At 73.6% G+C, this 14,509-nt stretch carries 11 protein-coding genes and 1 pseudogene; 1 reads left to right on the top strand and 11 read right to left on the bottom strand.

Annotated features, from left to right (window positions below):
- Nucleotides 1-63 precede the first annotated feature (63 nt).
- The 11 genes and pseudogenes from ACLF5H_RS29795 to ACLF5H_RS29745 form a co-directional block, all read right to left on the bottom strand.
- Nucleotides 64-1,059 (bottom strand): annotated as a pseudogene (locus ACLF5H_RS29795) (carbamoyltransferase); the annotation flags it as partial.
- Nucleotide 1,060: 1 nt separating this feature from the next.
- On the bottom strand, nt 1,061-1,273 hold the full coding sequence (locus ACLF5H_RS29790) for a hypothetical protein (RefSeq protein WP_421679082.1): 213 nt from the start codon (nt 1,271-1,273) through the stop codon (nt 1,061-1,063).
- Nucleotides 1,274-1,284: 11 nt separating this feature from the next.
- A complete protein-coding gene (locus ACLF5H_RS29785) occupies nt 1,285-2,202 on the bottom strand; it encodes an SGNH/GDSL hydrolase family protein (protein WP_421679081.1) in 918 nt (305 codons plus the stop codon).
- A 39-nt stretch (nt 2,203-2,241) separates the two neighbouring features.
- Complete coding sequence (locus ACLF5H_RS29780; protein ID WP_421679080.1) at nt 2,242-3,174, bottom strand: NAD(P)/FAD-dependent oxidoreductase; 933 nt, start codon at nt 3,172-3,174, stop codon at nt 2,242-2,244.
- Between the two features lie 3 nt (nt 3,175-3,177).
- Nucleotides 3,178-4,533, bottom strand: coding sequence for an MFS transporter (locus ACLF5H_RS29775; RefSeq protein WP_421679079.1), 1,356 nt, complete (start codon nt 4,531-4,533; stop codon nt 3,178-3,180).
- A complete protein-coding gene (locus ACLF5H_RS29770) occupies nt 4,526-5,425 on the bottom strand; it encodes a phytanoyl-CoA dioxygenase family protein (protein ID WP_421679078.1) in 900 nt (299 codons plus the stop codon). The genes ACLF5H_RS29775 and ACLF5H_RS29770 overlap by 8 nt, the downstream gene beginning before the upstream one ends.
- A gap of 34 nt (nt 5,426-5,459) precedes the next feature.
- Entirely contained in the window at nt 5,460-7,343 is a 1,884-nt protein-coding gene (locus ACLF5H_RS29765; RefSeq protein WP_421679077.1) for a carbamoyltransferase C-terminal domain-containing protein, read from the bottom strand.
- Between the two features lie 112 nt (nt 7,344-7,455).
- Nucleotides 7,456-8,925 (bottom strand): radical SAM protein, encoded by a 1,470-nt coding sequence (locus ACLF5H_RS29760; RefSeq protein WP_421679076.1) that lies wholly within the window; start codon nt 8,923-8,925, stop codon nt 7,456-7,458.
- A 269-nt stretch (nt 8,926-9,194) separates the two neighbouring features.
- Nucleotides 9,195-9,362, bottom strand: a complete 168-nt coding sequence (locus ACLF5H_RS29755; RefSeq protein ID WP_421679075.1) for a hypothetical protein — start codon at nt 9,360-9,362, stop codon at nt 9,195-9,197.
- A 235-nt stretch (nt 9,363-9,597) separates the two neighbouring features.
- Nucleotides 9,598-10,059, bottom strand: a complete 462-nt coding sequence (locus ACLF5H_RS29750; RefSeq protein WP_421679074.1) for an SRPBCC family protein — start codon at nt 10,057-10,059, stop codon at nt 9,598-9,600.
- A 102-nt stretch (nt 10,060-10,161) separates the two neighbouring features.
- Complete coding sequence (locus ACLF5H_RS29745) at nt 10,162-11,067, bottom strand: DeoR/GlpR family DNA-binding transcription regulator (protein WP_421679073.1); 906 nt, start codon at nt 11,065-11,067, stop codon at nt 10,162-10,164.
- Nucleotides 11,068-11,343: 276 nt separating this feature from the next.
- Here ACLF5H_RS29745 and ACLF5H_RS29740 point away from each other — a divergent pair, with 276 nt between their 5' ends.
- Complete coding sequence (locus ACLF5H_RS29740; RefSeq protein WP_421679072.1) at nt 11,344-14,502, top strand: hypothetical protein; 3,159 nt, start codon at nt 11,344-11,346, stop codon at nt 14,500-14,502.
- Nucleotides 14,503-14,509 lie beyond the last annotated feature (7 nt).

Genomic DNA, 14,509 nt, shown 5'->3' with positions numbered 1-14,509 from the left:
GGCCAGGGCCGCGCCGAGCGCCCCGCCCGCGTCGCCGGCCGCCGGCTGGACCCAGATCTCCTCGCAGCCGCCGTCGGTGAGCAGCCGGCCGTTGGCCACGCAGTTGAGCGCGACCCCGCCGGCCAGGCACAGCCGCCGTTCCCCGGTGCGGCGCAGGGCGGTGCGGGCCAGCCGCAGCAGTACCTCCTCGGTGATCTGCTGCACGGACGCCGCCAGGTCGAACTCCCGCTCCGTCAGGGGGCCTTCGGGTGTCCGGCGGGGCCCGTCGAACAGCTCCTCGAAGGCCCGGCCGACCATGGTCCGCCCGTACTGGAAGGTGAAGTACCGCAGGTCGAGACGGAACGAGCCGTCGGGTTTCACATCGATCAGCCGCTGCCGGATCAGGGGCGCGTAGCGGGGGGTGCCATAGGGCGCGAGGCCCATCAGCTTGTACTCGCCCGAGTCCACCTTGAAGCCGCAGAAGTAGGTGAACGCGGAGTACAGCATGCCGAGCGAGTGCGGGAAGCGCAGTTCCGCGAGCGGGACGAGGTCGGTGCCCCGGCCGTGCCACAGACTCGTCGTCGTCCACTCGCCCACCCCGTCGACGCAGAGCACCGCGGCCGAGGGGTACGGGCTCGGGTAGAAGGCCGACGCGGCGTGCGAGGCGTGGTGCCGGTGGGACACCAGCGGCGGGAGGGACTGCCCGGGCGCCAGGGCGCGCAGCCGGGCCCGCACATCGTCCAGCGCCCGGCGCTTCCAGCCGGCCCACTGCGGGAACGCCCGCCGGAAGACGGGGTAGCCGTGCGGGGCGGTCGCCAGCCAAGTGGCCAGCACCCGGCGGAACTTCAGCGCCGGATCCTCGTAGAAGGCGACGGCCGCCAGCTCGTCCAGGCGCAGCCCGGTCTGGCGCAGACAGGACAGCACGGCGTGGGCGGGGAAGCCGGGGTCGTGGCGGCGCCGGGTGAACCGCTCCTCCTGCGCCGCCGCGAGCGGGACGCCCTCCGCCACCAGGGCCGCCGCGCTGTCGTGGTAATAGGCGGAGATACCCAGGACCGGGCCGCCGCCCTCGCCGTCGCCCATGTCAGAACAGGGGGTAGACGGAGGCGTCGTCCTCGGGCTGCGGGCGCAGCCGGGACGGGGGCGCGGGCGGGTCGGCGGGGGGATCGGCGGGCGGGTCGGCCGGGGCGGCGGGGGTGTCGGGGCGGGGGCGGTCCCGGTGCCGCAGCCAGGAGCTGAGGCGGCGGACCGCGGATTCGGGTGCCGCGCCGGTGTCCTCGCGCATCGGGTCGCGCATCGACGGGCTCCTCACGCCAGATCGAGGTGGTTCGCGAGCTGGCGGGCCACCAGGTCGTAGCCGAGGTCGGTGCCGTGCACCCGGTCGATGAACAGCCAGTCCTCGGGCGCCGCGACCGCGCCGAGCGCCACGTTCATGTCCAGGAAGGGCACCCCGAGCCGGGCGCATCCCGCGGCCAGCCGCTCGGCGTAGGCACGGCCGACCGCCATGGTGGAGATGTCGTGGTGGAACCGGCGGAAGTTGGAGACCTCGTCCAGCTCGTCGAAGAGCGCCTGCTCCCGGGGCAGCGGCCGCTCGCGCACCCAGGGGGCGAGCGGCTGGAGCACGAAGGTGAGCCGGGCCCCCAGGCCGTCGGCGAGCGCCTTCCACCCGCCGAGGTGACGCAGAGTCAATTCGGTTGCGTGCGCGACACGTTGTTCGGTCGGCGGTACGACCTCGGGGGCGGGCCCGCAGTCGAAGAAGGCGCCGTGCCTGCCCTGCTTCTCCTCGGGCAGCCTGCTCAGGACCAGGTTGTTGACGCCCGAGAGCAGCACGATGTCCTCAAGGGGCGGGAGTTCGTGCCGGAAGAGGGTGAACAGCAGCAGTTCCTGGGCCGAGTTGTGGCTCTGGCCGGACAGGTTCAGCCAGGGCAGCCGGGGCGCGTGGGCGTTCCACAGCCGTGCGGTGATCGTGGCCTCGTCACCCGTGGCGCCCACGCCGAAGACCGCGGAGCTGCCCGCGAGCATCCGTGCCGGGCCCTCGGGGCGGTCGTCGCCGACCGTGGCCCGCAGCCCGCCGGGACCCGGTGTGACCCGGAAGCCGTGCCGGTCGGTGGTGTAGACGGGGGTCTTCTCGTTGCCGTACTGGAAGTAGCCCAGATACGGCTGGTCCTCCAGGACGAAGGTGTAGTGCTCCATGTGCGGGGCGAACTCGGCGCGCGGTGAGGCCATCGTGACGGGGCTCCCTGGCGTGGGTGGGTGGGCGGGTGCTCAGCGGGCCGGGGTCGGCGGCGGCTCGGGCAGGGAGCCGGGGCGGTCCTCGCGGATCAGGTCGGCGTTGATCGCCATGGCGGCCAGTCCGCCGCTCGCCGCGGCCATCGCGGCCTGCTGCATGTTCCGGCCCAGGTCCCCGGCGACGTACAGACGGGGCAGGCTGGTACGGCCGCGGTCGTCGGTCTGCACCGACTCCAGGTCCGGGGCCTCCAGCCAGGGGCGCAGCGGGGCCACCCGGGGCTCCATGTCCAGATGCAGGAACAGCGCCCCGTAAGGGACGGTCCGGCCGTCGGCGAAGACGACCCCGACGCCCTCGGGGTGCGGCCGGAGCTCGCGGACCCCGTCGGCGAGGACCGGCACCCCGGCGGCGGTCAGCCGGTCCCGCTCGTCCTGGGGCAGCGCGCGCCGGTCGGTGAGATAGGTGATGTCGTCGGACCACACGGTCAGCGTCGAGGCGAGGCACTCGCTGGGCACGCCCCCGCCGTAGACGGCGAAGCGGCGTTCGCGGACCTCCCAGGCGTGGCAGTACGGGCACTCGAAGACGGTCTTGCCCCACAGGTCCGCCAGCCCGGGGACCGGGGGCAGCACCGAGCGGACCCCGGCGGCGTACAGCAGGGCGCGGGCGCGGACGGTGCCGGACTCCTTGGTGGTGACCACCACATGGTCGCCGCCGGACTCGGCGGACACCACCTCGTCGTCGCGGAACGTGACGTCGTAGGAGGCGAGTTGGGCGCGGGCGCGGGCCCGGAAGTCGGCGATGGCCGCGCCGTCGTTGGTGAGGACGTTGTGCATGACGCCCGCGGCCATGTTGCGGGCGTCACCGGAGTCGACGAGCAGCACGCGACGGCGTGAACGGCCCAGGTAGAGCGCGCCGTTGAGGCCGGCCGGGCCGCCGCCGACGATCACCGTGTCATAGAGCTGAGTGTCCAATGGTCATCCTCCGTCGTGCGGTTCGCCGGGTGGAAGCGGTGCGGTGGGCGCGGGGGGTTCGTCGCGCAGGGGAGCGAGCAGGAGCAGGGCGCCGACGGCCAGCACGCCGCCGCACACCACGAACACCGCGGGCACGGTGAGCGTGGTGGCGAGCAGTCCGCCCAGCGTCGCGCCGACGGGCATGCTGCCCCACGAGCACAGCCGGGACACGCTCATCACCCGGCCCTGGAGGTCCTCCGGGGTGAGCCGCTGGCGCAGGGACAGCACGGGGATGTTCCAGCCCATCATGAAGACGCCGTTGGCGGCGAGCGCGAGCGCGGCCAGGGCCGGGTGGCGGACCAGCCCGAGGGTGACGTAGGCGGCCCCGGAACCGGCCAGGGACCAGCGTGCCAGCCGTACGGTGGGCAGCCGGTCGGCGGCGCGGGGCGCCAGCCAGCTGCCGGCGACGGCGCCCACCGACCCGGCGGCCAGCAGCAGTCCGTAGCCGGTCTCGCTCAGCCGCAGGGTGCGCTCGCTGAGCAGCACCAGCATCGAGAAGGTCGCCGAGAACACCAGGCCGTACAGGGCGCTCGCGGCGAGGGTGAGGCGCAGGGTGCGGTGTCCGAGGACGAAGCGGAGACCCTGGCGGATGTCGCGCAGCACTCCGTCGCGCGCCCCGGTCGGCGCAGGTCCGGGGGCGGGTGCGGAATCTCTCTCAGGACTCGACTCGGGACCCGGTTCAGGGGCCGTTGCGGGGCGGTTCTCGGCAGTGGCGCGGGCGAGCGGGGCGAGACCCAGGAGCAGCAGCGCGGCCAGCGCGTACAGGGTGCCGCCGGTGGCGAGCGCCGCCGCGGCGGTCAGCCCGGCGAGCAGGCCCGCCACGGGCGGCCCGACCATCTCGTTGAGCACGATCTGGGCCGCCGACAGCCGTCCGTTGGCGCGCTCCAGATGCCGTGCCTCGACCAGCCGCGGCAGCATCGCGGGCGCCGCCGTGTCGGCGAGGGTCTCCGCGATGCCGAGGAGGAACGCCAGCGCGTAGAGCAGGGGCAGCGGGCGGTCGGTGGCGAGGACGAGGGCCGCGCCGAGCAGCGCCGCGCCGCGGACCAGGTTGCTGCCGAGGACGATACGACGCCGGTCCACGCGGTCGGCGAGGACACCGGCGGGGAGGGCGAACAGCAGCCAGGGCAGCATGTTGACGGTGGTCAGCCCGGCGACGGCCGCCGGGTCGGGATGGTGGGCGACCACCAGCAGCGGCAGCAGCGTACGGGCGATGCCGTCGCCCGCGTTGGAGGCGGCCGTGGACGCCCACAGCCACTGGAAGGGGCGGCCCAGATCCGTTCGTCGGCCGTGCGCGGTGGCGGGCCGGGTGGTGCTAGCCAACAACCCTCCCCTCGGCCCAGGTCCGCAGGCCCAGGAGGCGCTCGCCGAGTTCCGTCAGCGCCGCCGGGCCGTACAGGTCGGCCTCGGCCTTGCGGATCCCGCCCTCCGGCGGATGCGGCGGGACGCGGTCGCGCCAGAACCGCACCCGGGCCTCCCGCAGATCGGCGTGGTCCTCCCAGGCGGGTGCCATGGTCAGGTACTGGGCCATGCGCACCCGGCCGTCGGAGACGTTGGGGTGCACGCCGTGCGGCAGCAGGCTGTTGAAGATGACGAGGTCACCGGGGGCGACCTCCGGCGTGGTGATGGGGTAGCCGGTGATGTCCGGGGTGAACGGGTCGCGGTCGGCGGGCTGGTCGCTCACCCACTTCTCCCACTCCGCGAAGATCTCCGGCACGCACTGGAAGCCGCCGACCTCCTCGTCGCCGTGGGTCAGCGAGAGCACCGACTGGCAGCTCACGGGCAGCGGGTCCGCGGTGGTGTCCACGTCCCAGTGGATGAACCCGTCGAAGGCGCGCGGCCCCCGGTTGGGCGGGTTGACGTTGGCGAAGTCGATGGTGACCCACAGGTCAGGGCGGTCCCAGAGGTCGGCGAAGGCCTCGTACACCCGCGGGGTCTGCCGGGCGTCCCACTGGGCCTGGTGGTTGTACATCTCGACCAGTCCGCTGTGGCCGGGCAGCCGGTCGTTGCCGGTGTGCGGGGAGGTCCAGGTGGCGGGGTCGTCGGGGCGCATGTCGAGGAAGGAGCACAGGCCCTCGGTGAGGGCGGCGACGGTGTCCGGCGCCACCGCCTGACGCACGATCACATAGCCTCGGCTGATCCAGTGTTCCCAGTCCGCGGGCGACAGGACGCGCAGGGGTTCCGTCTTGTGGATGTCTCGGAGTTGAACTGCCACGGACACTCTCCAGGGTGCGGTACGGGAGCGGGGTTCACTCGGCGATCAGTCGGTGTTCGGGCAGCGCCACCGCGTCCAGTTCGGTCTCGGCGAGCAGTTCGATCGCCTCGTCGACGTGGTTGAGGATGGGGCGGCCGCCGCCGTTGGCGCTGGTGTTGATGAGCACGGGCAACCCGGTGCGGGCGGCGACCGCGTGGCACAGCCGGTGCAGCAGGGGCTGGGTGTCGGGCCGTACGGTCTGCAGGCGGGCCGTGCCGTCGATGTGCCGTGCCTCGGCGAGCTGTTCGGCCCGGTCGGGGCGCACCCGTACGGCGAACAGCATGGTCTCGGTATGGTCCAGCGGCCCGGCGAAGTACTGGTCGGCGACCTCCTCCGGGCAGATCGGGGCGACGGGCCGGAACCACTCGCGCCGTTTGATGGTCTCGGAGACGTACCGGCGGGCGCCGGGCCAGTGGGCGGAGACCAGCAGGGAGCGGTGGCCGAGGGCCCGGGGGCCGGTCTCCATGCCGCCCTCCAGCCAGGCCACACAGCGCTGTTCGGCCAGCAGCGCGGCGACGGACTGAAGGAACTCCTCGTCGTCGGCCGCGCGGCGCAGGGACAGCCCGAGGCCGCGCAGGCGCGCCGTGAGGCCGTCGGTCAGGGGAGTGGCCCCGGGGCCGAGGGGGTCCAGGCCCCGCAGGGACGGTCCGGCGTAGGCGAGGGACGCCCAGTCGGAGCGGCCGATCAGGGCGGGCCGGTCGGCGGGGTCGGCGACGGCGAGCGCCGCGCCGAGGGCGATTCCCGAGTCGTCGCAGCAGGTGGGGACGGACACGCGGGTGAACTGGCCGCTCTCGGCGAGCAGGCTGTTGGCGGTGATGTTGAGCGCGCAGCCGCCCGCGTAGCAGAGCGTGGCGTAGCTGGGGAAGCGCCGGCTGAGCCCGGTGACCAGCTGGGTGAGGTCCTGTTCCACGGCGGTCTGCAGGGTGGCCGCCAGATCCCGGCAGATCCGCTCGTCCGGCGAGGTGCCGATCGCGGTGGTGGCGCCGTCGGCGGTGCGGATCTCGTCGGGGAAGACCGAGCCGAAGGAGTGCACGACATCGTCGTCGGAGGAGTCGGCCAGGCCCGCGTCCAGATAGCCGCCGCTGCCCGGGTCGTACTCCCACCAGGTGTCGGCGTAGCGCAGCGCGGTGCCGGTCAGCCGGTCCTCGTCCAGCGGCTCGTACAGCTCCGGGGAGGCGCGCCGGGTGGACTGCGGCACCAGCATGGCGCGCAGTACGGGCAGCAGGGCGGCGGAGGTCTCGCCGGTGGCCGTCAGCCCGAGCAGTTTGCCGGTGTCGAACTGGCTGCCGTGGATCCGCCGGGCGAGCGCCTCGTAGACCAGGCCGAAGCGGGGGCCGGTGCGGTTGGTGAAGGACATCACGGGGGTGAGCTGGTCGCCGTCGCCGAGGCAGACCATGCCGCACTCGGCATAGTTGCCCGTGCCGTCCAGGGCCAGCACCAGGGCCTTGCGGGCACCCGAGGTGAAATAGGCGAGGGCGGCATGGGCGTAGTGGTGGCGCACCGCGGTCAGGGTGATGTCGTCGAAGCCCTTGGCCAGCGGCCAGTCCAGGGGTTTGATCACCCGGGTCACGGCGTCCGCGAGGCCGGTGCCCCCGGTGGCCGTCCAGCGGGCGTCCTCGCCGACGAGTTCGACCAGCGCCGGGGGCAGCACCTGGCAACGGGGTGTGTACCAGTCGGCCACCGCGATCCGGGTCACCGGGCTCGCGGCCCGGGCGCGCAGTTCGGCCAGCCAGACGGCGGCCTCCCGCGGGAAGTCGCCGTTGCCACCGCACACATGGCGAAAGCCCAGACGGCGTTCGGCCTCGATGACGCGGTAGCCGCCCGCGTCGGTGAGCGCGACGCCCGCGTCATGGCCGAAGTGCATGCCGATCGTTGCCATGGAGTCAGTCACCCTTCCTGGGCCCGGACCTCACGTCGCGGGGCCGGATCGTGGATCGGCGGCCCGCCGCGCGTGCGGGCGGGCCGTTGCGGGGGAGCGCGGGGGCTCCGGGTCAGGACAGGGTGGCGAGACTCTGGGTGTGGTGGCGCTCCAGCAGGCCCTGGACCACCTCGCGCATATAGGCGCAGTAGCCGGGCGACATCACCTGGATCGAGCCGTTCTCCTCCTCCAGCGCTCCGGCGGAGCCGCCCGAGCAGGTGCCCTGCAGCTCGCAGCCCTGGCAGCCGGGGCCGTTGGTGTAGGCCCGCATGCCGTAGTCCTGGTAGGCGGGAGAGGCGAAGATGCCGCGCCAGTCGTCGATGGTGCCCAGCTTGCGGGCGGTGGCCTTGCAGGCGAAGACGCTGCCGTTGGGCTCGATGGAGAGCTGACGGCCCACCGCGGGGCAGGTCTTGTAGTCGGCCTGCTCGGCCCACTTGGCGTCGTCGATGATCATCTGGAAGGTCTGGTACCAGTAGCCGCTGAGCTGGACGCCGCGCTCGCGTCCGTAGTCGACGGCGGCCAGCAGCCGCTGTGCCACGTCGTGCGGGCTGTGCTGCCGGAAGAACTCCTTGGCCTGGAAGGAGACGATGACGTCCAGGGTGCCGAGGCCGGCCTCGGCGACGAAGTCGATGAGCGGGGTGCCCCACTTGCCCCAGGTGTACTGGGAGAGCACGGTGGTGATGTTCACGGGGACGCCGGCGGCCTTCATGTCGAGGATCGCCTTGCGGACCACCGCCCAGGGGGTGCGCTGCTGCTGGCCGCCGCGGAACTCGCCGGTCTCCGGGACCAGATAGTCGATGGAGACGGTGGTGTCGACGTGGTGTGCGGCGAGGGCCGCGAGCAGTTCGTCGTCGATACGGGAGCCGTTGCTGGTCAGGTCGTAGGAGAGGGTGACCCCGTCGTAGTGGTCGCCGAAGGTGCGCAGGACGTGCAGGATGGTGCCGCGGGCGAGGGTGGGTTCGCCGCCGAAGAACGACACCGTCAGATGGCCGCCGCCGTTGGCCTTGCGCAGCGCGATGGCCTCCTTGACGGTCTTCTCGGCCACGTCCCGCGACATGTGCATCGAGGGGTTGCGGCCCTCGTCCGAGCCGTGGTTCCAGTCGCCCCTGGCGAGCGTCGGGCCCGAGTCCTGGTGGGTGGCCGGGCCGGTGTCCGCACGCGAGCGGCGCAGCTCGACCAGGACCGGGCCCGGTTTCACCGACTCGCCCGAGGTGTTGCGCTCCTCGACGCCGCCGTCGAAGTTGTAGGCGAAACAGCCCTGACAGGAGAAGTTGCAGGCGTTGGTGAGCACCAGCTGGATGGAGGAGTGGAACACGCCGCTGCCGAGGGCACCGCGCCGGCTCTCCAGCAGGGTGTCGATCTCCCTGGCCTCGTCGTGCCCCGCCTCGACCAGGAACCGGGCGGCCACGAGGTCGCGCAGGGAGTCCTCGTCGACCCGCTCGCGCAGCCGGTCCCAGCCGAGGCCCTGGGCGGCCTCTTTGAGGAGTTCCACGATGTCCCGGTCGATCAACCGAGCATTTCCGAAGAGTGAATGAAAGGCCATGGTTCGCTCGTCGTCCCCGTAGGAATCGAGTCGGCCTCCGAACGACGTGAAATCCTGATCGCCTGCGGTACGAAGAGTACGGACGTAGCGCGAGGACTGGTACATCGAATTCTGCATGGCGGAGCCTTCTCCCTGCGTCTCACGACTTCCGAGGGGACGTGCGGCGTGCGGCACGAAGCCGGTGCGGGCGGACCGCCCCGGTCCTCGGTCCGGTCCGCGTGAGACCGGGGGCCCGGCCGGAGGACCGGGACCCCGGAGGACATCGGCCGTCAGGCCGACGCACACTCGTTTCGCTGCTCAGCGGGGGCGGAGACGGGCTCCGCCGCCTTGCGGACGGGGGTGATGGTCGGGGCGTTGCCCTTGTCCGGCGAGACGAACGCGCAGGGGCGGGACGACGCGGTGATCGCGGGGCGGACGACCTTCTTGACTTCGGCCATGCGGCCTCCTCGGTAGGTGCGACACAACGCGTTCCAATGAAGCAGAAGTGAAGACCGCCAATAAGTCGTCATTCGGCCATGGTTGGGAAATAGCGATGATTCCGCGGGTGCACCGGAGTAATTGATCTCTTGTTTTGTTGATTGTTGATTTCACGCACGCCCCGCGCACACCAGTACGCCCGCGTGCGCCGCGCGAGGGCGTCGGACATCGCGGTCCTGCGCCGTCCCGGACGGCTCAGGACAGCCGTCGGTCCAGCGCCCCCGCCGCCTGCCGGAAGGCGCGGCCCACGCCCGGGGCGGCCAGTCGGCAGCCGAGGCGGAACGCGGCGGTGCCGTCGAGGGCGAAGACCGCCCGGATGCGGGTGCCGGTGCCGACGGGGGTCAGCCGCCATTCCTCGACCCAGGCGCGGGCGCCCGGGGTGTTGGTCACATCGACGCGGTACGTGTACAACTCGGGCTTCTCGGCGGCGAGGACGGTCTCCTCGAAGCGGATGCCGCCGCGCAGCCGGACCTCGCGCCCGCCGTCCGTCGACCGGGCGCCGGCCACGGCCGAGAACCACTGCGGCATGCTCGACACGTCCTCGGCGAGGGCCCGGTAGACGAGATCCGGGGCGGCGTTCATGTCCCGGCCGAACACCAGCCGTACGGGCGCGCGGTCGACGAAGTCCGGACCGACCGGACGCAGACGCTGGGCCATGGCGGCAACCTCCTCGTGAAGTCCCGCACGGAGGTGGGGCGTTGACGAGTGCTGGTCCCTTCCGCGCGGACGGGCCGTGGGGGCAGCGTAGTTGACGTGGTGTCAGTTGTCCTCGACGGCGTCGCCGGGTTCCGTGTCGGTGTCGGTGTTGCCGTCCGCGTCCGCGTCCTCGTCGTCCCCAGTCGCGTCCTCGATGTCCGGCTCCCCGGCCACGATCAGCCGCCGCAGCCGCTCGGAGACCTCGGCGCGCGCCTCCTGCGGCAGCCCCGAGTCGGTCACCAGGGTGTCCACCTGCCCCAGTGTGGCGAACGAACTGAGGCCCACCGTGCCCCACTTGGTGTGGTCGGCGACCACCACCACGCGCCGCGCCGAGTGCACCAGGCGGCGGTTGGTCTCGGCCTCCGCCAGGTTCGGCGTGGACAGGCCCGCCTCGACCGATATGCCGTGCACCCCGAGGAAGAGGAGGTCGAAGTGGAGCGCGGCGATCGCCTGGTCCGCCACCGGGCCGACCAGCGAGTCGGACGGGGTGCGCACCCCGCCGGTCAGTACGACCGTCGCCGCGCCCTGGTGCTGTCCCGAGGTGCGCTGGGCCGTGTGGAAGACGTCCGCGACCCGCACCGAGTTCGTCACCACGGTCAGGTCCGGGACCTCCAGCAGATGCTGCGCGAGCGCGTACGTCGTCGTACCGCCGGACAGGGCGATCGCGGTGCCGGGGGTGACCAGGGTGGCGGCGGCCCGCGCGATGTCCTCCTTGGCCGACAGCTCCAGGCCCGACTTGGCCTCGAAGCCCGGCTCATGGGTGCTCGCCTCGACCACCGGGACCGCGCCGCCGTGCACCTTCTCCAGCACGCCCTGCCGGGCCAGCGCGTCCAGGTCGCGGCGCACGGTCATGTCCGACACACCGAGCCTGCGGGTCAGTTCGTTGACCCGGGCACCGCCGCGGCGCCGGACCTCGTCCAGGATCAGGGCGCGGCGCTGCTCCGCGAGGAGGTGCTGATTCTCGCTCACGTACGCTCCGGTCCTTTCGCCGCCAACCGTTCGACACACCCGGCGCACCCGCCTGCGAGCGGTGCGTTCGTCCGTCCGGAGGTGCGCGGGCGTCCCATCTTTCCACGGGACGGCACGGGGTGCGCCACCGCCCGGTGCCATGCGGGCGGGCGGCCCGGGGCCCTGCGCGTCGCCGCGCCGATCGGGGAGATTCTGTGACGAGCGGTGTGCGGTGGGCCGGAACCGGACATCCTGAAGCGCGCACGGACACTGGCCGTACGGCGTCACGGGGGAAGTGTGGAACGCGCTCAGGAATGCCCCGGCGGACAGCCGGCCGGGGGCCGCGCGCCCGAGCCGGTCGATCTCGAGTTACTGGTGCACGGGGTCGGCGGTACGACCCCGGAGGAGATGCTGGGCGACGCGCGCACCGTGCGGGTCGCCGGGGACGACACGGCGGCGGTCTTCCGCCGCGCCGACGACGTCCGCCGGTCCTGGCCGAGGTCCCGGGGCGGGCCGGTGCAGGAGGCGTACGTCTGGTGCAACCTCACCTCCGGTGACGCCGGGCGCGCCCTGTGGCTGTTGCTGCTGCCGTTCATGGTGGTCAACCTCGCCCACTGGATGCGCCCCGCCGCCCCGGCCCGGCCGCGCGCCGTCCGCCTCTACGGCCTGCTGGTGCGGCTCGTGGCCCTCACCCTCACGGTGCTGCTGGTGGCCGCCGCGTGCGAGGTGGCCCTCGATCTGGTGGCCTGGCAGTGCGCCGGCGCCCGCGGCTGCGCCCGGCGCCATTTCTGGCTGGCCTTCCTCACCCCGGACGCGGCCCAGGGGCCCGGCGTACGCCGGTGGGCGGCGCTGCTCGGCACCTCCGGCGGCTGGTGGGCCCAGCCGGGACGGCGGCTCGCGCTCGGGGCGGCGGCGCCGGGCGGGCTGATCCTCCTGCTCTGGTATCTGTCGCACCGCACCTGGAGCGCGTACGAGTCGCACCGGCCGCTGGTCCAGGGTCCGGCGCCGGACCCCGGCGACAGCGCCCTGGCGCGGCCCGGCTTCTGGTACGGGCGCCGACTGGTGGCCCGGCTGCGCGCCGCCCATACGGCGGCCGGGCTGCTGACGGTCGCTGCCGCCCTCGTCACTCCTGCCGTCCGCTTCGACCACCGGCCCGGTGGCTCCGGGGCGCTGGAGGCCCTCGGCTGGGTGCTGACCGCCTGCCTGCTGGCCGGGGCGGGCGCGACGGTGGCCGTGGTGTGCCGCCGGGGCCGCGACGAACACCGCGTCGACCAGCGGCTCGACCCGCACGTGGTACGACGCCTCCCGCTCGGCGCGCTCGCCCTGCTCCTCCTCGCCACCCTCTACACCGGCTGGTCCCGCCCCGACTGGCGATCATCGGGCCGCCTACCCGGTGACCCGGCCTTCGGCGGCCTGATGCTGGCGCAGGGGGCGCTGGTGGTGGCACTCGGGGCGGTGGCGTGGGGGATGTACCGCAGGGGAACGGAGCGTCCGACCCCCACCGACGAAACCAGCCCTAACCCTGGCCTGGCCGCTGGTTCCGGCTTGGTCTCCGGCTCCGGCTTGGCCGCTGGCTCCGGCTTGGCCGCTGGCTCCGGCCTGGCCGCTGGCTCCGGCCTGGCCGCTGGCCCCGGCCTGGCCGCTGGCCCCGGCCTGGCCTCCGGCCCCGGCCCGGTCTCCGGCTCCGACCCGGTCTCCGGCCTGGCCGCTAACCCCGGCCCGGTCTCCGGCTCCGGCCTGGCCTCCGGCCCCGGCCCCGGCTTCGGTCCTGGCTTTGGTTCCGGCTTCGGCTCAGGCCCCGAGCCTGGCTCTGGCCCTGACCGCGGCCCCGGCTCCGACCCTGTTCCCGGCCGCGATCCCGGTCCTGGCCCCGGTCTTGGCCTCGGCCCCGGCCGCAACTCTGGCCCTGGCCTTGGAGGCGACTCCGGTTCAGGCTCCGACCGCGACCTCGGTTCAGACCTCGACCGTGCCCCCGGTCCTGGCCGCAGCTTCGGCCCTGGCCCTGGCCCCGGTCGCAATCCTGGTCCTGGCCTCGACTCAGAATCTGGCCTCGGCCGCGACCCCGGCCCTGGCCTCGGCTCATGCCCCGGTCCTGGCCTCAGCTCCGGCCCCGACCGCGCCCTCGGCTCAGATCTCAACCGTGTCCCTGGCCCCGACTCTGGCCCTGGCCTCAGTCTTGTTCCCGGCCCCGCCCCCGGCCTCACCTCCGGCCCCGATCGCGACCTCGGTTCAGACCTCAACCGTGTCCCTGACCCAGACACGGCCCCAGACCCCGCTTCCGGCCCCCGCCCCGTCCCCGGGACCCGCGGTCTCGGTGGGCCCGCCACTGCGTTGCTCGCCTGTGTGTTGGGTGGGGTGATGTCCGGTGGGGTCGCTCAGCGGGTGGCTGACTGGCTGGACGGGGCCGGGGCCGGGGGCGGCATCGTCGGGCCGCCGGTGTCGTTGACCTGGCAGGCGTCCATGATTCCGCCGCTGCTCGCGGTCCTGCTGGGGCTGGCCGTCCGGCTCGCCGTCGGTACCGCACGGCTCGCCCGTGCCGAGCGCGAGCGCGTACGCCAAGAGCACCCGGGGGAGCCCGAGGACCCCGCCCGTACCCGTGCCATCGCCCACACCCGGGCCATGGCCGCGCTCACCGACCGTGCCCCGCTCGTCCTCACCGTGCTCTCCGCCGCCGCCCTGGTGCTCGGCGGCGGAGCGCTGGCCGGGGCGCTGGCCAGCGGGAGGTCGCCGGACGGCGCGGCGGGCGGCGCGGCGGCCGCCGTACGGATCGCCGCCGGGATCTCCCAGGGCCTTGGCTCCTGGCTGGTCGGGCTCGGCTTCCTGCTGTTCGTCACCTGGGGGCGGCGCGCCTACAAGGACCGCGGCGCCCGGCGCACCGTCGGCATCCTGTGGGACGTCGGCACCTTCTGGCCGCGCGCCGCACACCCCTTCGCGCCCCCGTGCTACGCCGAGCGCGCGGTGCCCGACCTGACCTGGCGGATGGCGACCTGGACCGAGGCGACCGGGGGCCGGCTGGTGCTCTCCGGCCACTCCCAGGGCAGCGTGCTCGCCGCGGCGGCGGCCTGGCAGCTGACGCCCGCCACCCGGGCGCGGATCGCGCTGCTGACGTACGGCTCACCGCTGGAGCGGTTGTACGGCCGCTGGTTCCCGGCCCACTTCGGGCCCGCGGCGCTCGCGGGGCTGCACCGGGACGTGGCGTGCTGGCACAACCTCTACCGCCGTACCGACCCGATCGGCGGCCCGGTGTGCCTGCCCGCCGACGGCCAACCGCCCGTCGACCGGCCGCCGTTGCGGGACCCCCTCAGCTACGGCCGTACCCCCGAGCACCCGCTCCCGGCCCCGATCCTCGGTCACTCCGGCTACCAGGTTGACCCGGCCTTCGCCCAGGTACGGACGGAGTTGCTGGCCCGCCTGCACACCGAACTGCCCGCTCCACGCGGGGAGTCGGCGACCTGATGAGACC

The organism is Streptomyces sp. LaBMicrA B280 (assembly GCF_049222185.1).
In the GTDB taxonomy this organism is placed as follows: Bacteria; Actinomycetota; Actinomycetes; order Streptomycetales; family Streptomycetaceae; genus Streptomyces; species Streptomyces murinus.
The sequence above is the reverse complement of the archived record's forward strand: the minus strand, read 5'-3'. Positions and strand labels throughout refer to the sequence as shown.